Here is a 23,265-nt window from a genome sequence, read left to right as displayed (position 1 = left end):
AAGTCGTTGTGCTCTCATCCGCGTTCAGCGAGGCTGGAACACAAGTCACTGTCGGTGTTGGCGAGGATCGTGCTCCTTGGAATTGCATTGCCTACAGTGATGGCGCGACCGCTGGTATCGAGTTCCTGGGCGACGAAGGCGCATTGTAGTCTGTTTGCTGTGTATCTCGAAAGCACCAGTCGTGATCAAATTTGAATAACGGCAAGCTCAGACATTCAAACCTCGTAATAGGATTAGGCTCTAACATTCTCAATCATGCAAAGGTTGTAGAAAATGCCCGTGACCAACTCGGTTGTAATTGCGATCATTTGCACTTTTGTGGCCATTGTTTCGGTTCCAAAATACATCATTGCACAAACCTGGGACATAGCATCACAGCACTCAGTCAACGGCGTAACGGTGTATGATACGGATGAGCTGTTAACTTTTGCCGGTCAATTGGCCTTCAATCGGTCAGGGCGCATCACAGCGGTGGAGGTCGCATCAACGATCACTCAGATCTACCGAGAAGACGGTTATTTTTTGGCTGAAGCCTGGCCCGGTCCTGATGGGCAGAGCATAATTGTTAATGAAGGGCGCATTCAAACCATCGAAATTGAAGGTGTAGATACGCGTACGTTCCAAACACTAGAGAAGATTTTTCAGCCCCTCACCACCTCCTATCCCATAACGCTGAAACGATTTGAGCGGGCAGTGATGCTGGCCGAGGACATACCTGACTTGGAATTGTCGACCGAACTTGATTACCCGGATCAGACTGGTGCTCGGCTGAGAGTATTGGGAGAGCCACTGCGAAAACAAGCCGGTAGTGCGACACTCGACAACCCTCCGCGTGAGCTTGGAGAAGCGCTTAGTTTTTATGTCGTACAAGAGTTTTATTCGACGCTGACCGTCGGAGATTTGCTGCGATTTGAGGGATCAGGCAATTACAATTGGGACAAAGACGATGAACACTCATTGTGGGGCGCGCTTACCTATCGCACGCCGCTGAACAGCAATGGTCTATACGGTGAGATTTTTTATGGGAACGTCAACGCAAAACGCGACATTTCAGGGGACTTTGCCAGAACAGATATTGACGGCGAGAACTTCACCCTTGCGTTGGGTTATCCTGTGATCCGCGATGTTGCTCGTTATGGATACCTGCTTTTGGATTATCGCCTTTCAGAATCGGATTCTGTTAGCGGTGGCGTTCCATTGTCCAGTGACGCAAGTGTTGTTGGCCTTACCTATCTGTACGGGCAAAACTATTCCAAAGGGCAAGCCTTTGAAGCCGGGTTAACACTGTCTGTTGGCGACAATGACAACGACACCACAGACGCAAACTTTGACGACGGGGACTCTTCGTTCTGGCACCTACGAGGCGGCGTCGGATACGAAAGCCCACTTACGGGCTTGTCGCCCAACACAGCTTGGCGCACCGAGATTTGGGGGCAGTACACAACAGACCGGTTGCCCTCTGTTGAAGAGTACTTCCTTGGTGATCGTTATGCTTTGCGCGGATATCGATTTGACGAAGTAGACGGTGATTCCGGGATTTCTGCGATATTCGAAATATCTCACTCCTACTTCCCCAGCTCTCAGAGCATTCATCGGCTAACGCCCTTTGCCTTTTTCGACGTGGGTTACATCTCGAACAATGACCCTGCGAGTTTTGAAGTTGATAATGCTACACTGGCATCCACAGGTCTGGGTTTGGACATCGAGTTCAAGCGAAACCTATTTCTGTCCGGATACGTCGGTGTCCCTTTGAGAGACGGCCCTTTAACCGAATCTGGCGATCCTGGCGCGTATCTTGCTCTGACAACAAGTTGGTGAGGATGTTATGAAACGGAACCGCATTGTTTTACTTACTGCAGCTTGTTTGATCGCAGAACTGGCCGCTACCCAGGTCGTTGCCCGCGGAAATCACTACGGGTGGTGCCGAGGCGTAGGGAACCCGCACCAGTCGAGCCAAGGATGCGGGCAGTCTGGTGGGCAAGGGGCAGGTAATCAAGTTACTGGCCCTACTCAGCCGGTGGCAAATCAGTTGCCGCCTAAGGGAACGCAGCAAACACCCACTTCCGTTACTGTTCCAGTCCTTGCGCCGGGCGCGGTACCGAACGCAATTCCCGGTCAGGTTCCTATTGCGACGCCAATAGCGGTTCCTGGTCAGGTTCCCACACCGATAGTAGCGCCGACGCTAACTCCGCCTTTGGCACCAAACGCGACACCAAACCGGGTTCCGACAGCCGTTCCCAATCAGGTTCCACCATTGGCTACCGGTCCTACCGCGGTGCCGCCGCAAGTTCCGACTGCAACTCCTAATCAAGTTCCGATAGCTATCCCTGGCCAGGTTCCGCCTCAACCTACCGACCCAACAGCGGTACCGCCACTTGTGCCAACCGCAACGCCAAACCAAATACCAGTCGCAGTTCCTGGTCAGGTCCCACCTCAGCCCACTGGACAAACTGCTGTGCCACCGCTCGTCCCGACTGCAACACCAAACCAGATTCCGGTCGCAGTGCCCGGCCGTGTTCCGCAACCCAGCGGTACTACGGCGACACCACCGCTTGCCCCAACCGCAACCCCCAATCAGGTTCCCACGGCGGTTCCTAGCCAGGTTCCACAGTTGACGCCGAAACCGACGGCAACTCACGTGGCCGTCCCAGGACATCCGAAACCTCAAGGCGTCGTGACAATCATGCGCCCCAAGCCGAGGCCGACAACCGGTAGTGTCCAGCAACCTAGCACAACACAAGTGACCCACCATTTAACCCACCAAAGTAATGCGAAGAAACACGATCACGTCGCAGCAACACCTGGACGACATGACCCGCACGACCTACCGAGATTCCGCAACGCGGCGGCCAAGGAAGACTGGGAATGCGTTGCCAGCGGATTTGGACAGCGCCGGTATGATGCCGGGCGAGGCGTGTTGCTGAACAACGGAGCGTTGCGGCACCTCGGAAACGTGGACGCAATGGCCCGGGATGTACCTGCTCGGCATCCAAAACACTCTGGGTGCATTATATCGGTTAAACGAAAGCAGCGCTGAAGCTCGCTTGGTAGGTTTTGCGCGGACAATGAGATTAATCGACCACTAGTTTGTCAATTGTCATCTGGTTAATCGGATTTCGCATTACCCTTATTCCCTGGCGTTTACGTTGACTGACGTAGCCCAACAATGCTCCGTACCTAAATTTACTTCACATAGGCCAACACTCTAAAGTGCCGCACTTCCACCAAGAGCCTCCGACCATCTGGGCAGTTCAGGTTGGGCAAGCGAAACTTTGAACGGCACCTTTGCAAAGTCAGATTTCGGCGCCTTGCTTTTATGGGAGCTTCGAGCAGCATCGGTCAATTTGGTTCAAAGTAGCCATTCGTTGCAACTCTCACCAACGCCCGCTCCGCGAGACAAAGTGACCTTTCGCTGCATGTGCGCCAGGGTCTGTTTTTATGAACGCAGTAAATCGGGTAGCTAGGACTAGCATCATCAATCGCGGTAGAGATTGACGCCGTTGACGTACAAAGCAGCTCGAAGGGCAAAATTGGTTGACGTTGAGCCGATGTTGCGACTGCCTAAAAGGCTTGGGCACAATTCTGTAGGCAAGAGAAGCTTAGCTTTCTGCCATCCAAATCACAGTTGAGGATCGCTAGAGGCTTATTTTGTGTCTGGCGACAGCGCCCTCTGTGGGGTTAAACATCGAAGCCAGAACGAGCTTTCCGAATGCAGGAGCCAATACTACTACTACCTTATGCGTTGATAAGTGTATTCCTTAAAACAGCTTATAAGTCACCTCATCGCAGAGTCGGTTCAGGTGGCAAGCAGTCTTTATTCTGAAGCGGACCGTATCGTGTCAACGAAATAGCTTCTTCCGCCTTTTTCGCAGCATTGCAATGGTTTCGCTCTAGAACAGAAAAAAGGGAATACGGATCACCTCTAGTGGCCACTTAGAGCAAGAAGTCTCTATCGGCGTAGAGATTACTTCGAAGGTTCGCAGTTTTAGATGAACCTGCGCATGAAGACATTCGCAAAGAAGCTTGAAAGAGTGATGGGCTTTTAATACTCGTATCTAGAAAAATACTCGAACTCTTCACTAAATACGATCGTCGGCTTCGATACGCTCGGTTCTGTAGTTGGGACTTTTGGCATCTATAATGTTGCGTGATTGCCTTACTATCGAGACGGGCAAGCCGGAGCGACATGCTTCCGGGAAGCAGTTGACTCCCAAAAATGGCATACGGTACTTCGTATAGGTATTTGATTTAATTTGAAAAGTGGTGAGCCGTGCAGGATTCGAACCTGCGACCCACTGATTAAAAGTCAGAAACACCATAAATTGAACACTGAATCGCACCTTGTGCCATGAAGTCTCACGTAGTCGCAACTTTAGGTTTTAATAGCTGTAAAGTATAGCTTAGCACTATTGTCCCCCGATCATAGAGTGTCTAAACTAGTCTCATGACGTGTCATGCAATCTAGCGGACTTTGTCCCCCACGTGTCCCCCAGAGGTGATTTCAGTGAAGCTTGAGCTAAACGAGACTTATCTGAAAAGACTAGAGCCGCCGGAGGTTGGTCGGCTTGAGATATCGGACACGAAGCGCGCTGGTCTGCGTCTGAGGGTGTACTCGTCAGGTCGTGCAGTCTGGATGTACGAGAAACGGGTCAAGAGCGGTGCTAAACGCAAACACACGCTTGGCGTCTACTGCACTTGGAGTGCCGCAGGAAAGCGTGAGACGGGTCCGATTGGATTGGCTGAAGCCCGGAGGGTCGCGCTGGACATCGAGGCGGAAGCAGCTCGGGGGTTTGACAGAGTTTTGGTCGCCGAAAACGCTCGGCGCGAAGAGCAGAAAGCCGCCGCAAGCATCCAAACGGTCCAGAATGTGCTGGACACTTACGCCGAGTTGCATCTTTCCAACCTGAAATCAGGTGATGAACGAAAGCGCCAGCTCACGGACGCACTTACCACGCACTTGGATCAACCGGTTGGCACGCTGACTCGTGCCAGCCTCCAAAAGCCCGTCGATGACAAAGCCAAAGACGGCAAGCTGTTTATGGCCAACCGGATCAGGGCAGCGCTGAAACACTTCACACGCTGGGCATGGCGTCGGGAGTACTTGGAAGAGGATGTGGGCGACCGATTGGAACAAGCTACGAAGGAGCGAATTCGTGAGAGAGTTCTCTCGCTTGCTGAGATACGTGAAATCTGGGCTAAGTCATTTGAGCTGGGCGAGCTTTGGGGGCCATTGCTTCGTCTGCTCCTGCTTACGGTACAGCGCCGTAGTTCGGTCACAGGGCTGCGTAAGAGCGAAATAGACCTGACAAATGCCCGGTTCAAGAAAGCCATTTCCGACGAAAAGAATGAGCGAGCGCACACAACGCATCTGTCACCGCCAGCAATGATTGAAGTCGAAACTGCATTGAAACGGCTGGATCAGATGGAGGATGCAAAAGAGGACTACTTATTCAGCACTACTGGACGAACACCAGTGTCAGGTTGGAGCAAGGCGAAATCCCGATTGGATAAGTTGCTGGGTGACGAATTCGAACACTGGCGCTTTCACGATATTCGTACGGCCTTCGCCACACATATGGCGGAGCGTGGGGTATCTGAATCCGTGGTGGACCGAGTACTGAACCACGCCGCTACGGCCTCAAAAGCCAGTGCTGTTGCTCGCGTCTACAATCAGGCCGAATTGTTGGCTGAGCGCGCCATAGCATTGGAAAAATGGGCCAAACTGGTGGCTCTAGACGATGCTAAAGTTGTGAGAATTGGAGCGCGTTCGTGAACCGTGACACTTGGTCTATAGCCTTGAAGGGGGTCTTGCTCGGGCATTTCGACAGCCTAGGCGATGAAGAGGCAAAGAGGCGAGCTAAGGAACTCAGCGACAACTTGAAAACTGCTTTGACCTTGCAGTCGTACATCCATAAGGACCGCGCTCCAGAACTAGATGTTGAGAGCCTTCTAAAGGCTGCGAATGCATTGACCAGGGCCGCGAAATATATTGATGAGTTAGGCGTGCAAGGCAGTAAAACTCTGCCCGAGGTTTTGCGTCAATCTTTGCCAAACCCTGTAGAAGTCGGACTTTCTTATCCAGAAGAAAACCTAAAGGCCCAACAGGTCTTAGCTTCATTAATCCAGGTGTTGGCAGATGAAATCAAAGCAGCTAGCTCGAAGATAAACATGGATGCTCCTTCCGTTATGGCCGCCTTCGGTGAAGAATTTGAGTCTAACGAGCGGCACAACAGCAAGAAGCAAAAGATAGCTGCTGAGATGTTTGCGCGAGAATGCAGCAAACTATACGACGAAGTCACCGGCAAACGTCCAACACTGCCGTCTTCTGATGGCGTTCCTTACGGTCCGTTTTTAGCGTTTATTTCTGATGCATTCAAAGCTTGCCAAATCGACGCCAGTCCCGTCGTTTGGGCAAAGTACGAAGTTAAGAAATTTTCTCGCAAAATTAGTTAGAAAGCTCCTTTCGACCGTACAAATCGGCAGCCCTATACATCAACACATCGTAATCAACCGCGAGGTGTTGAAAATGAACGCAACCACAGGAGACCGCCTTCTTTCGGTAAGGGATACCGCAGTCATTCTTGGCTGTAGTGTCGCTACCGTTTGGCGTCGGACCGCTGCGGGGAAAATTCCCGAGCCGGTCAAACTGGAGGGCACGACCCGTTGGTCGGAAGCCGAAATCCAAGGCTTAATCGAGCAAGCAAAATCGCAACGTGTCGCCGCCTAAAAGAAAACCCCTACCCGCAATAGGCACGGGCAGAGGCGAATTCTTTTAGGTGGTACTGAGAGAATAGCCGAACGTCCGATGCCTTTCAACAAAAGAAAGGTAATATCGAATGATTATCGGTAATAACCAAACAACGAGTATCGAACGACCTCCGGCAAACGCGCTTCGTGTGTATCGCTGGACAGACCTACCAAATCTGACGGCCCCGGCTCTTTATCGGGTCACTGATCCGGGTCAGGAACCGCGCGAAATCTATGCATCCAAGCACAAGCGCCAAGTCCTAGAAGGGCTAATGCGGTCGCCACTCTACGCGGCTTCCTACTGCCGCCTCTCGGATCAAGTGCTACCTCTGCGCCGCGACGACGGTGTGAACATCGAATGCAAGATGTATCGTGGCGATGCAGACACCGGACGCCAAAAGTTCGGCATCTATGTTCTGGTATCGCAGGTCGAGTTGATTGAAACCGGCGAGGTGGCGGCATGAGAACTGTTGACCTGCAAGTATCTACTCTTCGCCGCAAGCATGGCCTTACTGAGGCTGCTGCTCGCATTGTCGCAGCATTGTATTTTGGGGAGGGCCGCTAATGGCCCTCATTACACAGATCCCCAAGAACAGTCGCGAGAAATACCGTGTCAGCCGGGATGAATTCCGTGGGCACGACCTCATCAATATTCGCGTCTACTTCATCTCAGAAGACGGAGACATGCGCCCCGGCAAACAGGGCGTGTCATTCTGGGCCTCATTGCTGCAGGAGTTCATAGACGCGCTCAGCAAGGCGGAGGCTGCATAGATGGGACAGAAGGCCTTTACTCAGATCAATTCCAGTATCCTGAATTCCAAGAAGCTCAGGCAATGCAGTCACGAAGAAAAGTGGGCGTACTTGTGCGCCCATCTTTCCCCGCTCGGCAGCTACACAGGGCAGTTCGAGTATCCCCTGGTCATGTGGCAACGTGATGCCCAGGTCGCGGACATCGAGCCCGTCATTGAGCGTCTAAGTGAAGTCGGCCTGATCCAATTCGACAATAACGAAGAGTTTGTCAGGATAACCGGTTTTCTCCGCCAGAGGCCGCCTGAGAACGCCTCACGTGCCCTCTCTTTGGCCATGGACCTTAGCTACACGACACCGCTGGAAGACACACGCGCTGACATTCTTATCGGCGGGGTCGCAGAATTGGCGGTTGGAGCGATTCAACGGGCTCAGAACTGGAATCCAAACAGCAGCGACTGGCCGAAACTGAGAGACACAATCCGCTCCCTGCTGAACACCACTTGGCAGCAATACGAAGACGCCCTGTGCGAACACCTGAACAGCGAACTGGAATCGGCTTCTGTAGCAACCCGAGCTGAAATTGGCTCTTTGTTCGCCCCTATCGTAGCCTTCGGGAAGGACACCGTGTCGTCACCCTCTGCACACCCTGTCGACACACGAGACGTAGACGAGACGATACGAAGACTAGACGAAAACGAAACAAAGACGAAAACGAAGACGCCGCAAATTTCAGATTTTTCCCAATCTCAAGGTTCAGGCCAGGAGAGAGGGTCGGATTGGCAAAGAACAGGGGAAAAGGTGTCAAGGGCAGCGCTGGATAGCGCCCTAGCACAATCGGCAAGGGCATCGAATTAAGGAGGTACGATTGAGCAGTGTACAGAACCGAAAAAGCGGAGCGAATACGGATGAGCGGAACCCGGATGGCACCTTTTCAACCGGCAATCCCGGCAAGCCCAGAGGAACCCGTCACAGGGTCACACGGGCGGTTGAGGAGCTGCTAGAGGGCCAGTCTGAGCAAATCACCCAGAAGGCTGTTGAAATGGCACTTGAGGGCGACAGCACGGCCCTTCGTCTTTGCCTGGAACGGATAGCGCCCACCAGAAAGGACGCACCAGTCAACTTTGAGCTTCCACCTATCAGCACTGCTAGCGAGGCCTCGAAAGCCTCGCAGGCGGTGCTGAAGGCGGTTTCAGGCGGCGAGATTACACCACTGGAGGGAGCAACGGTCATGGGGCTCGTTGAGCAGTACAGACGGGTTCTGGAAATGACCGACCTTGAGCAAAGGATTGCGGCACTGGAGGCAAAGAAATGAGTATCAAAAACCGCGTGAACAAACTGGAAAAAAAATCAGACAACAAGTTCAAGGTCGCCATCGTGAAAGGCGAATTCTTTGACAAGTGTGGCGAACCAATTTCAACAGATGGCGAGTATCCTCGAAATCTTGCGGAGCGGGTCCACAGTGCAATCGTTGGCGTTTCGGATTCAGAAGAAACCGTCACATTAGAGCGTGAGGAAAGTGAGACTGGTGCCGAGTTCATGCGCCGTTTCGATCAGGCTGGCAACCTTCTAGGCAAAGGCGCTGGGGCCACCGTAACTCTGCGCTGGGATGTCAATTGGATTTGATGGGAAGCACAAAATGAGCGTTCGCAAAAGACTAGAAAAGCTTGAGCAAGTATCTGCAAAAGGCCCAATCTTGGTTTTGCCTGATATAGAGTTTTACTCCCGAGATGGGCGACTGGTGCATAGCGTCTCGGGTTTTTGTCGTGCACCTGATGATTTCTCGGTAAGGCTGGAACCTGACATTTTCTTTTCCACAGCCAAAATCGATGGGTTGGAAGACATCAAGGTCGAGCGACTTGATGACGAAGAGTTTAGAGACTTCAGCCATCGGATTGATGATGCGTGCCAGACGGTGCTCAGCACTGAAAACAAAAGTCGGTTTTTGCCCGCTGTTGGTTGGCAATTTGCTTGGCACTGAACACTGTGGGGTCTAGGAAATGTGGAAAGCCACCAATGAGCACGTTCGAATGATGCGTTCAATGGAACGGTTTTTGAAAACGAAAGTTAGTGAATCGCTTATTACGTTGTTCGCCAATCCTCATCAAAACGCTACCGGCAGGGTGCGGCTAGAACCATCACCCAGGTACGATCCGCAGCCTCGTACAGCGCAAACTCCTGGGCCCTGCGTGACAGCATATTGGCACGATGCCCCCGTGACTCCGCCCAAGCCGACATCACAGCGTCCAGACCATTTTGACCTTTGGCAATGTTTTCCGCCACAAAACACCATTCGTAGCCTTCCTTGCGCACCCGCTTACCCACGTCAGAGCCGTTAGAGCCGGTATGCGAAAAGAAGCCCTTCTTCACCATGTCTTCAGCATGAGACTTGGCGGCTTTCTCCAACTTCCGACTGTAGACTAACCCTTGAAGACCTTGGCTTTTTCGAAACGTGTTCAGTTCGTCAGTCGCCGTGGGGTTTGCAGCGAGTGGCGCGGGCAAAAGAAACGCCAGAATTAACAACAAACGCGTCAGCATTTTTCCACCAGGTTTTGCCTAGAATGATTCACACGGATCCATAGATAGCATGTTGAATTCCCACCGGTCTTGATGAAACAACAATATCGCACCAAGGATTCTATTTGCATAGATAATAGCTTCGCTGGTTGGAGGTACGACGCGCCAAACTCGTACCCCCTCATCGAAATCGCTAATCCCATCACGACGCGCCGCACCTGCTTGGTATCGGTGCAGCGTGTTTGAATTGTGTCTGAGATAAGAAAATAAGGGGTCTACGGGAATCCCCCAATTTCGGACAAGGCGCTAACGGAGTAGATTGGGTTCAACGGAACAACACTACCACTCCGGATACCCCCTCAAGAGAGAGGGGCTGGCTAAGACCCCCTCATCCAGCCCCTCACCACCTTCACTCTCAATCATTTGTGAGACGGTGGGTTCTTCCCCTTCTCCCGAACCGGGAGGCCCGCACAGTATAGCACAAAAAACCCGTCATATTCAGCCCGCCATAAATGGGGGGTGTTCGGCAGGCCTATTGTCAGCAAATTTCGAGTTCTGCACTAACACATCGACTTGGTCGGATGTCGGCTATTAGCCCACTACTAACGTCTCGGTGAATTTGCGAGCACGGTAGATACGGTGCGCGTCTTTCTACTTCTTGTAATCACGATTGCGCCCAACACTAAGGCACATGCCAAAGCTTGAAGCAAAGAGATGGCTTCTCCAAAGGCAAGAAATCCCACGGCAAACATCGTAGGTAACTCGATGCTCCCGACTACTGCAGTTTGGGAAGCTCCGATGACAGGTGAGCAAATCGTGTAAATTAGCTGGGGCACGAACGCGGTGACTAGTCCAATACCAGCTATGAGAAGCCAATCAGATTGCTCACGCGGGAGAAGCTCTCCAACGTCAGCACCGAGAATGAGCGGAGCGAGGCCAAGAACAGACCCTAGAGAAACTGACGCTATGCGCGCTAATGGCGCAATCCGTGACAACCTGTGCACCAGGACGCAAATTCCGAAGCCAAACCCGAATGGAGCGGCAAGTGATATAAGCAGCGTTGGTACATGCTCTGTAGGGACTGACGCGGGCGAACCAGCAATGACAGCCGCGACCACAATCAGAGCAGCGGCCAACATGGCGCGTCGCGTGGGTGCATCGCCAAACACAGCCCAGGCAATGACTAGGGTGAACACCGGATAGGTCATGTATAGCACACCCACTGTCGATGCGGGCAACTTCTCCAGCGCCGTCACATATCCGATCCAACCAAGTCCCATTATGGCTCCGGCTGACAGGCCCCAAGTTATCTCTCGCCATGCTTTTCGGTGCAGGATGAGAACAGGAAGCAGAAGGAATGCCGCAACAATATAGCGATAAAATGCGACAGCATAAGGCGCGACGCCCTGTTCAGTCAGGTTACGGCTAAAATAGGGAACCAGTCCGAAACAGATTGAAGCAAAAAGGACACCAATAACCGCAAGTGCGTTAGGGATCGACGGTCGAATTCGCGCAGATGTCGTTGCCATAATCTGGAGCTATCACGCATTTGATAATTCGTCTTTAGATATTCGACGAGCCACAGCTTTGTCCTTCTTTGCAGCCTAAGCTCCGCTCCCGTCTTGCTGACTTCGAATGTCTGCTACGAGCCCCTAACGCCCCTTTTCCCGCCGACGACCTTCATCTGCCAAAATGTTGACGACTAACAATAGCGCTACAAATGCGGCGCAGGCCAATAAACCAAGAACCTTGCTCCAAGTGAAGAGAAAGACTGAGACAAGCATCGTGAGCATTGCAGCCGTGAAGACAATCAATGAACTGATTACAAGTCTTAAGGTGGTCTTTGTGGCAAATTCCCAAATCCGTGAATTTTCGATGCTGAGACGAACTTGAAGATATCGGTGCAACAAAAGCTTCATCATATGACTGTGATATCCCTGCGACATTTATTCAAGGCAAAGCGGCTCGTTTGGTTTATTCGTCGGTTGTCCGTTTAGTCCGCACAATTGCCGCCAGTCTCGTCGCCAACCATCAAAAAGTTCACCAAACGTTCCCCCTGTTTTGCTAAGCTCACCGAATGTGCGGACGACTCGGCAGACCCGAAATGACGTGGGCGGAGCTTTATGCTCTGCAGAACTGGATCGTGAACGGCGTTCCTATCCCAACTGAGCGCGATCCAAACGCCAAAGACCTGTCCATGAGCTGGAACGTCAAGCCAACTCAGATGTTGGATATGGCGTTCATCCATGACGACCGACTTATTAGCTCTACGGCACGCTGGTGGCTTGTACCGCACTGGTTCAAGGAAGACGTGAAACAGTGGAAACCCACCACTTTCAACGCAAAGATAGAAACGGCGCATAAACTGGGTTCGTTCCGGGTTGCCTGGAAGAGCAGCAGATGCATTATCCCGGCCAGTTTCTACTATGAATGGACAGGCCCTAAGGGGGCCAAACAGCCTTGGTTTATCAAGACAGATACCAATGACCCCTGCATGTATTTCGCAGGCCTCTACTCGCGCCTCTCGTCTGGTCTGAACACCTGCACAATTCTCACTCGCCCTGCGTTGCATCAAATCGAACACATACATGCACGGTCACCGGTAATTCTAACGAACGAGAACCTTGTGCCGTGGATGTCAGGCGAGATTGACCACGACGAAGCGCAGAACTTGGGCACGGAATGGGATGGGCGTATGCGTTATCACAAGGTCGCACCGATTGGCCGCGATGATGACGGGCCGGAGTTAATCGACGTTATCGAGGCGTAATGGTCACGCGCAGCAGATCACCGAAGAAAGCAGCGGATGAGAAGTACTTCCCAATCAGAGTGCGGGTTCAAGTTCCCGAAGAAGGGTTCGGTTACAAGCTTAGTGAGATACATTGCTGGCTAAATACTCATGCCGGACGGGGACGCTGGGGTTGGAATGCTGACAACGTGCTTTCTCGCGGTGCTCGGGATGCGGTGTCATTCTATATGCTGGACGAGCAATTGATTGCGCCGCTCATTGAGGCATTCGAACTGGAGCTTGCACAAGGTGAAGCGGACCTGTGCGGCAGCGGCTCATTCAAACTCATGGCTAAAACAAACTCGGAATGGTGTTCGTAGCTTCGCTGTTCTCTACTGTTTTGTCGGTGTCTTAGCGTATTTTCCCATCGCATAAGTTAGCAAAGAAAGGATCATTGATATCCCGATCCTCGCCACCACTGAACCGGCGGTGAAAGTATCACCAGCGCCTGAAAATAGAACTGCGCCGATTATCAAAGCCCCGGCCAATCCACCATAGACCAAGGCCTGCCGCCAACTCTTGGCGAAGCATCCAGCCACAACGGCGACTAAGAGGCCACCCATTCAACTACTCCTCATGATTTTCAACAATAACTGGCCCTCTTGATCCGTGACTTGGCCTCTATGGTTTCAAGGTGTTTGTAGCGGCCACCACTGTATTTTGGGCAATCCAATGCATGACCCGCGGCGATAACTGTTGCACTCAGGTTTTCACCGTCGACAAAGCATGTGCCGATATGGCGGTCTCCGTTCATCTCGCCGGTCAGGTCGCATCGCACGGTTTGACCCCGGAGGTAGTCTATCATCCACTGCTTGCTGACCTGTCCCTCTTGGGTTTCCAGTTCGGGAGCATCGACACCTTCAAAGCGAACAGGCGTCCCTTTCTTTCCAAATAGAACAATCGTATCCGCATCTCGGACATAGATATCGGAAGACACAATGCCGTCTGAAGCGCAGCCGGTTAGCAAGGCAATCAGGCAGATAAAGCGTATCAAGACGGTTTTCCTTGCTTTGCAGTATTAGACCGACGTTCTGCTCGCTGATCCAACTTCTTGTTTACCCACCAGGTAAGCACTTTCCCAATCGAGCTTCCGATGAAAACACAAAGCGCCAAAACTAAGATGAGTTCAATCATTGGCATTCTTTCAATGGCAATCGGCGATATACAGCTACGCCGCTAATCGCGCATGAGCAAGCCATTAGCACTAAAGGAATATTCTTCCTTCTTCCCAATGATAACATGGTCATGAATGACAATGCCCATTGTGTCACAGGCATCCTTAATTCGTTCGGTCATGACAATATCGGAGTTACTGGGCGTCGGGTCGCCAGATGGATGGTTGTGGACGAGGATGAGCGAACTGGCGTTCAGTTCCAAGGCACGTTTCACAACCTCACGCGGATAGACCGGAACGTGGTCAACTGTACCCTTGGCCTGTTCTTCATCAGCAATCAGAACATTCTTGCGATCCATGTAGAGAACCCGGAATTGTTCAACCTCGCGATGCGCCATTGCGGTTCGGCAGTAGGTCACCAAGTCTTCCCACGACGACACAACATCCCGCTTCATTATCTGTGCCTGCGCCATTCTGTGCCCGAAGGCTTCGACAACGCGCAGGTGATAGAAAACCCATTCGTTAGCCCCATCTACCTTCAGAATACGATGCTTTGATGCCGCGATAACACCGTTTAGGTCGCCGAACTCAGCCAGTAGACGTTTTGCCAACGGCTTTACATCAATCCTCGGGATTGCGTTGAACAGCAGCAGCTCTAAAAGCTCATATTCCGGCATTGGATCGTGACCGCCTTTGAGAAAGCGTTGCCGCAGTCGCTCACGATGCCCCCAATAGTGAGGCCGGTTAACCCCATCCTCGTCTTTAATCATGCCACCACCAGCAGCATTCTTTCGTGAAAGTCGGTCTCGATACACATACGATGGAGAGTGTGCTGGTTCAGTGATAGCCTCGGGCGGAGCGGAGCGCGCATACAGCTCTTCTAGTCCCTTCAATTCATCCTCTGAAAAGCCACCTTGCCCATCGTGCTTAACTAGCTTGCCGAACCTCTGCTTATCGCGGCCTATGACCTCTTTGAGATTGTCCAGTATCGCCGACTTTTTCATGGCTACCGCTCCATGCACCAATCCTAGGACCATGCCCAAAAGTTGGTTAACGAGTGGTAAAAACGTCAGATGTAGTCTGAAATGGAACCCATGTCTCAAGCACGCTGATTAAAGATAAACTCATCCACTAGCATGAATGGCTTCAGTTCGAACGGCCCGCTATCTGTCGCCTTTTTTGCATGCGATTTCCGGCGCTCAATCTCGTTTAACAGAAAGAAGACACCGGCAGGCTTACCAACGAGGTCGAATGGAACCTCGATCCCTTTGAGCGTTGACCTTGCTTCAGAGTACGCCGCCACAGTAGCCCCCGTTGCTTCGATCCTGCACCATTTCATGCGCAGTATCGCGTGGGAATGCTACGCAACTCCTAAAGAAAAAAGCAATACCAAGCCCTTAGTCGGTAAAACCAATGCGCTAATTTTGTCGCTATTGGGAATACCACCCTAAGATTACCCTAAGGTTTGCGCCGCCCTTCCTTTCCACAATGCAGGAAACAAGTTTGACCTTCCACAGGTTGTCGTTGCGTTTCGTGGGTCCGACAGCGAAGGTTAGGTCGTTTCTCACAGCGAGGGGCGCTAAACAAAGTAATCAGCACGGATGACGACAACCTGGCCACTCCGTCAACTTACCCGAAGCAGTCCCGTTCATGGGCTCCTCACCAGGCCAATGCAATCAGATGTGAGCGTCTCTCTCAAAAGTCGCGGCTTCTCTTTTGAGATAGCGGCAATGGCTTATGAAGGCCGCTACGAATAAGAGCAGTGAAAACGCAACCAGGTAGCTGTTTGATTCTGTTGCGGAAAGGTTCTCCAATTTGGCTACCCCAATTGTTAAGAGACCTAGGACGGATGAAACATACATGAAGTGAATTTGCGATGCCCATTCAGATAAGTATTTCTGCAAGTTTCCATTTTTGGCGAGGTTTTCCCATCGAGTAATATCCATATCGTGTGGCGTCGAGTCGCTCCCCACAATGCGCACGGCACAATAAAATAAGCCGGGGTAAAGTAATGCGCGATACATGGAATATGAAGCAGAGCCGATTAAGAAGGAAATCAAAAACATACCTGCCAGAGCTATGCTTGGGGCATTCTCTAGTAGCAAGTAATTTAGAGGTTCTTTGAATCCAATCACCAAATAGATTGGAGGAATAGCGCCCGTGGCCAAGTACCTCAGAATTTCATTTAGCTTAAGTGAATCCATAGTGTTCGCACCTAGTCAGCTTCTTAAAGTTTGCCGATGCCCCAACTTGGATTTATTCAACAACAGGCTCAACGGGATCCTGCCTCAAATTTGGTTCGTACCGGCCACATCCTATTTCCCCGAAACCTAATTAAACTTCTCGTTGAAAACAAAGGTAAATTTCTAATAGTCGTTAAGTGCTATTTTACCTCACGTTTGCGTGGATGTTCCTGCCCTGTTCTTGCCTTCCTTGGGGTAATATAGTACCTTATATTGAATGATATGCAGGCGAAACGGACAGAAAAAGGCGAGCAGATGGAAGGTGAAAAGACACTCACAGTCACCCGCTGCGGCGCGCGAACCACTAACGGCATCTGTGAGCAATTGCCAATCAATGGCACAGGCCGTTGCCGCCTGCATGGTGGGCTATCGACTGGCTCAAAAACGCCAGAAGGTCGCAAGCGTCAGTCTGAAGCACAAATTGTTCGTTGGGGCATCCTTCGCGCCGCTCTGAACGCTTACGAAGCGACGGAGGGCGCACGATGACGGCTACCAAATTTGAACTTACCGATGAGATGAAAACGCGGGCTGCTGCCACACAGTTGGTAGCCATGGCCTGTGACCGCTACCCGCCAGACATCATCGCTTGGATACCTTGGCTGGATACGTTCATCGAGTCCAATTTGGACCCGCAAATCACAATTGCCGCAATTAGGGTCTACGCCAAACTTCACTGGCAGCTTGAGACGCATTGTTCCGTCTACGGCCCACACTGAAGAGGACTAGGTAAATGGAATTTACAGAGGCAAAAGCGATGAACAGGAAGGGGGTTTTCGGAAACATGTCGCCCCGTACTGCTACAGTTCTTCAAGGTATCGGTCTTGGGCTGTCGCAGCTTGACGCTGGCCGTATGCCAAACCTTTCGCCTATGTACGCGCGACTAGAGGAACAGGACCGCCAAAAGCAGATGCAACAGGCAACTGGTCCAGCGTTAGAACGCATGAATCCTGCATATCGGCAAGTCTTGGCTTCCATGCCGCCTGCACTGGCAGCACCGTACATCATGAAGCTTATGAAGCCGAAAGCGCCGCAGAAAGGCGTCGTAATCGGGAATAGGTTGGTTAACCCTATCACCGGCGATGTGATGGCGGATTACTCAAGCGAAAAGCCCCGCCGCATCATCACTGGCGCTGACGGTTTCCAATACTATGAGGATGGTTCGCGGGTTCTGCCGGATGTTGAGGCTCAGCAGGAAGGCTGGCGCGCTCTGACGCCCGAAGAAAGGCAAGCCCTGCCAAATCTGGACCCGAGCAAGTCTTATCAGGTTGGCGTCTCTGGCGCGAACAAGGGTAAAATTGCAGAAGTCGGCGGGGATGGCACTATTGTCACCGTTCATACAGGCGTAGATGGCTCCGGCAGATATCTTTACGGGTCCGACGCTGGTTTACCGCAAGGGTGGCGACTGGATATTGATACGCAAACCGCCAGCGTTATCCCCGGTGGTCCTGCTGCTGTGGAGGCACAAGCAGCCGAAGCCGCCGACGTCAAGGCGGAACAGGCAAAATCCACGTCCGCCCACATCGTCCTAGATGAAATAGGCATGGTGAAAGAACTGATTTCTGATGAATCCATGCTTTCACCCGCAACCGGCGTAACCGGGGGGCTGCTGTCCAATATCGATAGCACACGCGCCGGGGCTGTGAAAAACCGACTTACAACCATCAAGGCCAACATTGGCTTTGATAAGTTGCAGTCCATGCGTGACGCTTCACCGACTGGCGGGGCTCTGGGTCAGGTATCCGAGTTCGAGAACCGCCTGCTGCAAGCCGTTTTCGGAAGCCTGGAACAAGCCCAGAGTGCCGAAGATATCATGTACAATCTTGACCGGCTTGAAGCAATTTATAGCCGCATCATCCACCAGGGCATTCCTGACGACGAGGCCCGCAAGATGTACCGGGAAATCGAACTTGGCGACCTCGTAAGCGATGGCTCAAGCTCAGCAGGTGGAGCGCCCGAGACGTTGCAGGCCGGAGTGGTTGAGGATGGTTATCGCTTTCTTGGAGGCGATCCGGCGGACGAAAGCAATTGGGAGCAGGTAAACTGATGGCGGGACCTTGGGAAAAGTACAAGAAACCTAGGGCGAAGCCTTGGGAAAAACACGCCGCGAAAAAAGGTGGCCACCCTTTGGGAGATGGATCGACCGTCGAACCCTACGAGCCGTCTTTGTTTGAGCGCGCCATGACTGGCTTGCGTCAAAGCGGGATTGTGCCCCGTGCCAACATTCGGGATTTCGAAAGCATCGGCGCGGGTGTTCGAAGCGCTACAGATACGGCGCTGTTTGGGTTCGGTGACGAACTCTTGGCGGCAAGCAACACGGCCACTGGTATAGGCGGTGAATTTGGTGATTTCTCAGGAAATCTTGAACGTCAGCGGGCGCGGTCGATGGCGGCTGATGTTCATCATCCCACAGCCGCAACTGTTGGCGATTTGGCAGGTATTGCAACCGGCGCTGCCGGTATTGGTAAACTAGGCCTCAGTCTCGCAGCAAAGGCGACAACACCGGGAAAGGTGGTGAAGGGTTCCATCTTTGATGGCCTCGGTTACGGTGGCTTAGCTGGGGCGGGTCATACTAATGGGGATTTAGAGGATCGAGCCACAGGTTTTGCTGAAGGTGCGGCGGTAGGCGGGGTCACTGGCGGTGCTGCATCTGGCATCCTGATGGGCGCTCCGGCAATGCATGGCTATTTGGCCCGCAGGTTCGGTACACCAGTTTCTCAGGCCACAGCACGCGTAAAGCAGGCAATCACGCCCGAAATGGCGGCTAAGCTGGAAGACCTCGGCCCCGATGGCATGTTGATTGACGTTATGGGCGAACGTGGGCGCGCTCTAGGGCGTGCTGCGGCCAATTCCAGCCCAGAAGCCCGCGAAGCGCTTGAAACCGCCTCTAAGACCCGTATGGCGGGCCAGAGCGACCGCTTGACCGACAGTCTGCTGACTGCATCTCGGATGGACGCCCCGCAATCCGTTGATGACTTGGTGCAAGGTGTTCGCACCAAGACCAAACCAAGTATCGATGCAGCTTACAATCAGGCGCGCTCTCTGGGTCATGACATCGACCTCAAGGCATTTGATGACCTGTTTCAGACGGACATGGGGCGCAAGGCATTGAAACAGGGCCAGAGGCTTGCACGAGACCGTATGGCTGCAGAAGGCGTTAAGACTGAGCCCTCCACACTTGCGGTGCTGGACGAAGCCAAGAAAGCGTTAGACGACATGGCGCGGCCCGCCCTGGGTCAGCGTCAAACCAATGAACAGGCGATTGCGGGCAAACTGTCAAAGAAGATTCGTCAGCGCATTGATGAGATGATGCCGGAGTATGGCGGTGCTCGGGAATTGGCAACCAGCGCCCGAACCCGAGAGAACGCCGTAAACATCGGTGCAGAAGGTGCAAAGCCCCGTGTCTCAGCAGATTATGCCCGCCGTGCAGAGAATGCAGCAGTTGCGCACCCTGACGAAGTTGCGCAGGGCTATGCCAGCGGCAAGATTGACGCCCTGCAGAACCGCAGAGATACACCGGGCGCTGTTGATACCCTGTTCGGTCCACGCCGCCAGCAGGACGCCATGCAAGCCGCTCTGGGGCCGGATGGTGCTGAGATTGTCCGTAACCAGATTGCGAACGAGCGCACTTTTGCAGGGACGCACAGAGCGCTCACAGGGAACTCCACCACTGCCCGTCAACTCATCGAACACGGCATTCTGTCAGGTGTTGGTGGTGGTGCAGGGTATGCAACAACGGGCGACCTGCAAGGTGCTGGCATGGGTGCGGCGGGGCTTCTGGCGGCGCGACATGGCGGCGGCGCTGCTCTCAGGAAAGCCACTGCTGGCCGTGAGGCACGTGTTGCTCCGGTCATTGCAGAGCTACTAACTAACGGAGCTTTATCTGCTCAAATCCGGGCTGCTGTTGAAGTAGCGTCAGAACCATTCAAAGGGATACTGGCGAGAGCATTGGTATTGAATGCCACAGGCCCTCAATTGAGTGCTGAATAAAGTATCCAGGCACCGTACAGCGCGGGGCCTATTATTCCCCCGAGCGCGCCGAGACCAACAAAGGCGTATCCAAGCCAAGAAAGCTGAGTATCTGTATTCATCACTACGCCGCGCAGCGCCCAACAAAAGGCCGCAAATATCGAGGCAGACGCCACAACCACGCAATAGAGTTGGAAAATAGACAGTTCAGCAACAGTCATGCCCCATAACATGGACACCGGCAAACGGCCTGTAAAGCCCAGAGGGGCAGTTAGTATTAATGCAAGCAGTGAATTCAACTGCTTAACCCGTCTATGGGTGCCCAAATAACAGGAGGCTGAAACAATGCCAGGACCAGAGCCCGGAGCGGTTTGGATAGAAGAATGCGACGGCGCATTCAGTGCTATGTTTGAACGCTATTTCTGGACCGGGAATACAGGGAACCGAATGAAACGGGCCGCCGCCATGCTGAGCCGGGTCAAGCAAGGCTCATGGGTCTGCCGGTGGTGCGGTGATGAGCTTCCCGAATATCGCAGAACGGATGCGCAGTATTGCTGTGAGGGGTGTAGAAAGCGGGCCGCACGGGGACGGCGGGAGCTTAGAGCAAGCTGATTCATTCAATTGATCCACCGGCCCTGCTTCATAATCCTTTTCCCGAGGATATTGTTATGCCAGCATACAAACAGCGCGCACTTATGACGAAACCAGCCCGTGATGCAAAAAACGGGCCGTTTCGTGGCGAACAAAGGCGCTTCGGAAGTTTCTGAAAAGGCGAATTCAAACCAGCCTCGTCGCTCCATTCGAGAGGTGGCAATAGAGGCCGAAAAGCGCTTTAAAGTTTCTATGAAGCTGCTCTCTTAACGCAACTTGAACCGTCTTTAGGAACGTGTCGACGCCAAGTATTGCAAGGAAATGTCACTTTAGCAGTCGAAGGGATGAAACACAAAGAAATCCACGCACGTAAGCCTGACAAAAAGTCGATGAACTTTGTGGTTTCACTAGTTTTTCAAAGCGTCCAAATCATCTCCATTTCGCAATCCCAGACTAAAATAACAAGTTTGACCCTGCTTTACATACCGAGCTGCAAGCTCGTTAAATCGTTCGATGCAATAATGCCTTTGATAATGCGCATGCCATATATTAACCCATTCACGGCCTACTATTTGGTCTATTGAGCAGATCCGCCCGGCATTAATTGTATTTCGGTCAACGTCGAGTTGAATTTCCATGAGAGTGTTGCTGAATTCATCGCCGTCTCTACATATTAGATTTCGTATTTCCGCTGCTGAACCGGCAGGGCGTCCTGTCGACGCATTTAGGCCCTTTTCAACAATCGCATTGTCATTCGGTTGAATAGGCTCAACCTCGATGTCAATCACTTCTTCGCCACCCTCCATCCTTTCCAAATTTGGTCTTTGCCTCCGTTCCGCAACTTCCTGCCGTATTAATTCATGCACTTTGTACCCTGCTCCTTCGTAAGTAAGTACAATTGAAGGTGCTATAGTCCCAATGCGGACAATGTTCTGAAGCACAACGTTTTCTATATTGTTAGTTTCCATATCAAAAATATCATGACCGAATGCCATAGCATTGAAACCAGGTATCTTTGACAGGAACTGCATCGGGCCTGTCGTTTCCCGAAAAGTCGTCCAGTCCTCACCAAGGCTGTCTCCAAACTTTCCGACATGCGGGCGGCGAGATTCCATCTTGGTCATATCAAGAACTGGATTACCATCATTGTCTAACTTATAGGTTCCGCGAATAGGCCTGCCATTGTTATCAAATTGAACTTCCCCCCCGTCATCGTTTGGTAGATAGGCTTCTGGTTCAGGTGCGCAGGGATCAAGTGAGCTCGGTGAGACATTTTTGCAATAAGGTTCACCATTACTCGCCTTTAGAGTATCTTCGTCGAGGTCTTCAAGCGTCAGCTCTTTGTATCCATCCCTAATGACCGACATCACTACACCAGCCGTAACCGCTTGTTCGATGTCAGATTGGCTCCCACCAGAGAGTGCGACGGCGGTGCCTGATATCGCTCCAAGCATGACCGCTTTTTGGGCTATTTCATCTATTGTCATTGTTTCGATGATGTCCACGCCTTCTACTTGGCTGGAAACTGCCGAGGTAGCCCACGCAGTTGCCCCGGCAATTGCACCCGCGCGTAGAGCAAGTTCTAGATCACCATCGGTGGCGTTATAAGTCAGCCAAGCTGCATAGGCGGCGGCACCCTGAGGCCCTCCATAGGCACCTGCTGCTACTTGACCGACAGCTCTAATTACAGAGCTGCGAGCAGTGGCTTCTGCAGCGTTCTTTTGCCAATTGTCGAGCGGCTCAGTGCTAAAGTGCCAGAGCGCGTCTATTGGCTTACCCTCTTCGAAACGTTTTGCAGCGTTTTCAACGGAATGACCGGTTGTCACCACGGTAGCTTCAGTAAACCTAACAATGGCATCGACAGCGTCACAAATATCTCCTCCACAGCGCCCCTCGCGAACAAGTATTTCCAGGTCATCCTTCGCGTTTTCCACCTCCTCAAATGTCTTCTTTACTAACTTCGCCGCTTCATTGGCGCTGTCTCTGATAGCGTTTCTCAGTTCCTCCCTGCCCTTATTGAATAGTCTTTCACCTTCTCGAAAGATGTCACCTGGGTCTGGAATTGAGAGGTCTGGAAGGATGTCTCCCAAATTGGGGAGAGAGACTTTTGGAGGCTTAAACTTAAAGGCGAAAAGCGGTTCGGGAGAGGCAGCTATGAAAAACAACGAAAGACAGAGAAGGAAACGGATTTTGGGTCTAAAGGTAGCCATTGGAAACCAATCAAATCAAACAGGCAATCGTCGCCAACATACCATAAATAAACCGATTTAGTCCAATTTGCCCAACTTGCGTAGTATTTTTGCTGGGTTTTCTGAACTGATTTGAACGAATGCCCGCGTCCTAGCGGTGAGTAGCGGAAGTGCCCCAGAGTTGTGGAAGCCCTGTTTCAAGGCCCCATGCAATCGTCGCCGTTTAGCAGGTTTAGCGGTTATAGTAGAAGTCAAGTCCAAATCTGAGTTTTTAGTTGGCTTTTACCTACGGCACGTTCCAAAGCAGCCTCAATACCGTAACAGAGCTTTATCTTTTCTCCATAAGGTTGCATTCTTCAAATT

General features: G+C 52.1%; 25 protein-coding genes. 16 read left to right on the top strand and 9 right to left on the bottom strand.

Features of this window, described 5'->3' with window-relative positions:
• The first annotated feature begins 318 nt into the window (after positions 1-318).
• From ACRZ9U_RS15075 to ACRZ9U_RS15030, 10 genes are all read left to right on the top strand, one after another.
• Positions 319-1,818: a ShlB/FhaC/HecB family hemolysin secretion/activation protein gene (locus tag ACRZ9U_RS15075; RefSeq protein WP_480902265.1), complete on the top strand. Its 1,500-nt coding sequence runs from the start codon at positions 319-321 to the stop codon at positions 1,816-1,818.
• A 2,686-nt stretch (positions 1,819-4,504) separates the two neighbouring features.
• Entirely contained in the window at positions 4,505-5,773 is a 1,269-nt protein-coding gene (locus tag ACRZ9U_RS15070) for a tyrosine-type recombinase/integrase (protein WP_480902262.1), read from the top strand.
• Positions 5,770-6,453, top strand: a complete 684-nt coding sequence (locus ACRZ9U_RS15065; RefSeq protein WP_480902259.1) for a hypothetical protein — start codon at positions 5,770-5,772, stop codon at positions 6,451-6,453. The genes ACRZ9U_RS15070 and ACRZ9U_RS15065 overlap by 4 nt, the downstream gene beginning before the upstream one ends.
• Positions 6,454-6,526: 73 nt before the next feature.
• Positions 6,527-6,727: a helix-turn-helix transcriptional regulator gene (locus tag ACRZ9U_RS15060; RefSeq protein WP_480902256.1), complete on the top strand. Its 201-nt coding sequence runs from the start codon at positions 6,527-6,529 to the stop codon at positions 6,725-6,727.
• A 109-nt stretch (positions 6,728-6,836) separates the two neighbouring features.
• Complete coding sequence (locus ACRZ9U_RS15055) at positions 6,837-7,211, top strand: hypothetical protein (RefSeq protein ID WP_480902253.1); 375 nt, start codon at positions 6,837-6,839, stop codon at positions 7,209-7,211.
• Between the two features lie 100 nt (positions 7,212-7,311).
• A complete protein-coding gene (locus ACRZ9U_RS15050) occupies positions 7,312-7,518 on the top strand; it encodes a transcriptional coactivator p15/PC4 family protein (RefSeq protein WP_480902250.1) in 207 nt (68 codons plus the stop codon).
• Positions 7,519-8,352 carry a hypothetical protein gene (locus ACRZ9U_RS15045; RefSeq protein WP_480902247.1) on the top strand — a complete coding sequence of 278 codons (834 nt, stop codon included), beginning with the start codon at positions 7,519-7,521 and terminating at the stop codon, positions 8,350-8,352.
• Between the two features lie 10 nt (positions 8,353-8,362).
• Positions 8,363-8,809: a DUF5681 domain-containing protein gene (locus ACRZ9U_RS15040; protein ID WP_480902244.1), complete on the top strand. Its 447-nt coding sequence runs from the start codon at positions 8,363-8,365 to the stop codon at positions 8,807-8,809.
• Positions 8,806-9,120 carry a hypothetical protein gene (locus ACRZ9U_RS15035; RefSeq protein ID WP_480902241.1) on the top strand — a complete coding sequence of 105 codons (315 nt, stop codon included), beginning with the start codon at positions 8,806-8,808 and terminating at the stop codon, positions 9,118-9,120. The genes ACRZ9U_RS15040 and ACRZ9U_RS15035 overlap by 4 nt, the downstream gene beginning before the upstream one ends.
• A 13-nt stretch (positions 9,121-9,133) precedes the next feature.
• The gene (locus tag ACRZ9U_RS15030) at positions 9,134-9,475 is read left to right on the top strand and encodes a hypothetical protein (protein ID WP_480902238.1); all 342 of its coding nucleotides are present in this window, start codon (positions 9,134-9,136) and stop codon (positions 9,473-9,475) included.
• A gap of 131 nt (positions 9,476-9,606) precedes the next feature.
• Here ACRZ9U_RS15030 and ACRZ9U_RS15025 read toward each other — a convergent pair whose 3' ends face one another.
• The 3 genes from ACRZ9U_RS15025 to ACRZ9U_RS15015 all read right to left on the bottom strand — a co-directional run bounded on the left by ACRZ9U_RS15025 (position 9,607) and on the right by ACRZ9U_RS15015 (position 11,930).
• Complete coding sequence (locus ACRZ9U_RS15025) at positions 9,607-10,032, bottom strand: CAP domain-containing protein (RefSeq protein ID WP_480790590.1); 426 nt, start codon at positions 10,030-10,032, stop codon at positions 9,607-9,609.
• 581 nt (positions 10,033-10,613) lie between these two features.
• The gene (locus ACRZ9U_RS15020) at positions 10,614-11,540 is read right to left on the bottom strand and encodes a DMT family transporter (protein WP_480902236.1); all 927 of its coding nucleotides are present in this window, start codon (positions 11,538-11,540) and stop codon (positions 10,614-10,616) included.
• A 123-nt stretch (positions 11,541-11,663) separates the two neighbouring features.
• Positions 11,664-11,930, bottom strand: coding sequence for a hypothetical protein (locus ACRZ9U_RS15015; protein WP_170398061.1), 267 nt, complete (start codon positions 11,928-11,930; stop codon positions 11,664-11,666).
• Between the two features lie 158 nt (positions 11,931-12,088).
• Between ACRZ9U_RS15015 and ACRZ9U_RS15010 the strand changes: the two genes are divergently transcribed.
• Entirely contained in the window at positions 12,089-12,781 is a 693-nt protein-coding gene (locus ACRZ9U_RS15010) for an SOS response-associated peptidase (protein WP_480902233.1), read from the top strand.
• Positions 12,781-13,119 (top strand): hypothetical protein, encoded by a 339-nt coding sequence (locus tag ACRZ9U_RS15005; protein WP_170398054.1) that lies wholly within the window; start codon positions 12,781-12,783, stop codon positions 13,117-13,119. Before ACRZ9U_RS15010 ends, ACRZ9U_RS15005 begins: the two co-directional genes overlap by 1 nt.
• Positions 13,120-13,131: 12 nt before the next feature.
• On the opposite strand, the gene ACRZ9U_RS15000 is transcribed toward ACRZ9U_RS15005, so the two are convergent.
• From ACRZ9U_RS15000 to ACRZ9U_RS14985, 4 genes are all read right to left on the bottom strand, one after another.
• Positions 13,132-13,362, bottom strand: a complete 231-nt coding sequence (locus ACRZ9U_RS15000; RefSeq protein WP_170398051.1) for a hypothetical protein — start codon at positions 13,360-13,362, stop codon at positions 13,132-13,134.
• Between the two features lie 20 nt (positions 13,363-13,382).
• Complete coding sequence (locus ACRZ9U_RS14995; protein WP_223117741.1) at positions 13,383-13,793, bottom strand: thermonuclease family protein; 411 nt, start codon at positions 13,791-13,793, stop codon at positions 13,383-13,385.
• Positions 13,794-13,975: 182 nt separating this feature from the next.
• On the bottom strand, positions 13,976-14,917 hold the full coding sequence (radC, locus tag ACRZ9U_RS14990) for a RadC family protein (RefSeq protein WP_480902230.1): 942 nt from the start codon (positions 14,915-14,917) through the stop codon (positions 13,976-13,978).
• Positions 14,918-15,589: 672 nt separating this feature from the next.
• Complete coding sequence (locus ACRZ9U_RS14985; RefSeq protein WP_480902227.1) at positions 15,590-16,117, bottom strand: hypothetical protein; 528 nt, start codon at positions 16,115-16,117, stop codon at positions 15,590-15,592.
• 261 nt (positions 16,118-16,378) lie between these two features.
• Here ACRZ9U_RS14985 and ACRZ9U_RS14980 point away from each other — a divergent pair, with 261 nt between their 5' ends.
• The 4 genes from ACRZ9U_RS14980 (at position 16,379) to ACRZ9U_RS14965 (ending at position 20,143) form a co-directional block, all read left to right on the top strand.
• The gene (locus ACRZ9U_RS14980; protein ID WP_480902224.1) at positions 16,379-16,642 is read left to right on the top strand and encodes an HGGxSTG domain-containing protein; all 264 of its coding nucleotides are present in this window, start codon (positions 16,379-16,381) and stop codon (positions 16,640-16,642) included.
• Positions 16,639-16,872, top strand: coding sequence for a hypothetical protein (locus ACRZ9U_RS14975; protein WP_480902221.1), 234 nt, complete (start codon positions 16,639-16,641; stop codon positions 16,870-16,872). Before ACRZ9U_RS14980 ends, ACRZ9U_RS14975 begins: the two co-directional genes overlap by 4 nt.
• Before the next feature lie 65 nt (positions 16,873-16,937).
• The gene (locus ACRZ9U_RS14970; protein ID WP_480902218.1) at positions 16,938-18,200 is read left to right on the top strand and encodes a hypothetical protein; all 1,263 of its coding nucleotides are present in this window, start codon (positions 16,938-16,940) and stop codon (positions 18,198-18,200) included.
• Positions 18,200-20,143 carry a hypothetical protein gene (locus ACRZ9U_RS14965; protein WP_480902215.1) on the top strand — a complete coding sequence of 648 codons (1,944 nt, stop codon included), beginning with the start codon at positions 18,200-18,202 and terminating at the stop codon, positions 20,141-20,143. The genes ACRZ9U_RS14970 and ACRZ9U_RS14965 overlap by 1 nt, the downstream gene beginning before the upstream one ends.
• Here ACRZ9U_RS14965 and ACRZ9U_RS14960 read toward each other — a convergent pair.
• Entirely contained in the window at positions 20,125-20,343 is a 219-nt protein-coding gene (locus tag ACRZ9U_RS14960; RefSeq protein WP_480902213.1) for a hypothetical protein, read from the bottom strand. The genes ACRZ9U_RS14965 and ACRZ9U_RS14960 overlap by 19 nt on opposite strands.
• Before the next feature lie 777 nt (positions 20,344-21,120).
• Positions 21,121-22,923 carry a hypothetical protein gene (locus ACRZ9U_RS14955; protein WP_480902210.1) on the bottom strand — a complete coding sequence of 601 codons (1,803 nt, stop codon included), beginning with the start codon at positions 22,921-22,923 and terminating at the stop codon, positions 21,121-21,123.
• Between the last annotated feature and the right edge of the window lie 342 nt (positions 22,924-23,265).

The sequence above is a fragment of the Ruegeria sp. D7 genome, from assembly GCF_056534355.1.
Note: the sequence above shows the minus strand (reverse complement) of the source record. Positions and strands in the feature narration are given on the sequence as shown.